This window comes from Streptomyces sp. NPDC051243 (assembly GCF_044455405.1).
Lineage (GTDB): Bacteria > Actinomycetota > Actinomycetes > Streptomycetales > Streptomycetaceae > Streptomyces.
Genome location: NZ_JBITES010000039.1, coordinates 1,338 through 2,762, shown reverse-complemented (window position 1 = coordinate 2,762; position 1,425 = coordinate 1,338). Strand labels below are relative to the sequence as shown.

At 56.3% G+C, this 1,425-nt stretch carries 1 rRNA gene (cut by a window edge); it reads right to left on the bottom strand.

What is annotated here, in order from left to right:
* Positions 1–30 precede the first annotated feature (30 nt).
* Positions 31–1,425, bottom strand: a 23S ribosomal RNA gene (locus tag ACIBAG_RS45655); its annotated part runs 1,337 nt beyond the window's last position; the annotation flags it as partial.

Genomic DNA, 1,425 nt, shown 5'->3' with positions numbered 1-1,425 from the left:
TCAGAACCAACACAGTGGACGCGAGCCTCTATGGACAAGCCCTCGGCCTATTAGTACCGGTCACCTCCACACATTACTGTGCTTCCAGATCCGGCCTATCAACCCAGTCGTCTACTGGGAGCCTTACCCCATCAAGTGGGTGGGAGTCCTCATCTCGAAGCAGGCTTCCCGCTTAGATGCTTTCAGCGGTTATCCCTCCCGAACGTAGCCAACCAGCCATGCCCTTGGCAGAACAACTGGCACACCAGAGGTTCGTCCGTCCCGGTCCTCTCGTACTAGGGACAGCCCTTCTCAAGACTCCTACGCGCACAGCGGATAGGGACCGAACTGTCTCACGACGTTCTAAACCCAGCTCGCGTACCGCTTTAATGGGCGAACAGCCCAACCCTTGGGACCGACTCCAGCCCCAGGATGCGACGAGCCGACATCGAGGTGCCAAACCATCCCGTCGATATGGACTCTTGGGGAAGATCAGCCTGTTATCCCCGGGGTACCTTTTATCCGTTGAGCGACGGCGCTTCCACAAGCCACCGCCGGATCACTAGTCCCGACTTTCGTCCCTGCTCGACCCGTCGGTCTCACAGTCAAGCTCCCTTGTGCACTTACACTCAACACCTGATTGCCAACCAGGCTGAGGGAACCTTTGGGCGCCTCCGTTACCCTTTAGGAGGCAACCGCCCCAGTTAAACTACCCATCAGACACTGTCCCTGATCCGGATCACGGACCCAGGTTAGACATCCAGCACGACCAGAGTGGTATTTCAACGACGACTCCACGAACACTGGCGTGCCCGCTTCACAGTCTCCCACCTATCCTACACAAGCCGAACCGAACACCAATATCAAACTGTAGTAAAGGTCCCGGGGTCTTTCCGTCCTGCTGCGCGAAACGAGCATCTTTACTCGTAGTGCAATTTCACCGGGCCTATGGTTGAGACAGTCGAGAAGTCGTTACGCCATTCGTGCAGGTCGGAACTTACCCGACAAGGAATTTCGCTACCTTAGGATGGTTATAGTTACCACCGCCGTTTACTGGCGCTTAAGTTCTCAGCTTCGCAACCCCGAAAGGTCACTAACCGGTCCCCTTAACGTTCCAGCACCGGGCAGGCGTCAGTCCGTATACATCGCCTTACGGCTTCGCACGGACCTGTGTTTTTAGTAAACAGTCGCTTCTCGCTGGTCTCTGCGGCCACCCCCAGCTCAAGCAGCAAGTGCTCTCACCAGGTGTGGCCCCCCTTCTCCCGAAGTTACGGGGGCATTTTGCCGAGTTCCTTAACCATAGTTCACCCGAACGCCTCGGTATTCTCTACCTGACCACCTGAGTCGGTTTAGGGTACGGGCCGCCATGAAACTCGCTAGAGGCTTTTCTCGACAGCATAGGATCATCCACTTCACCACAATCGGCTCGGCATCAGGTCTCAGACT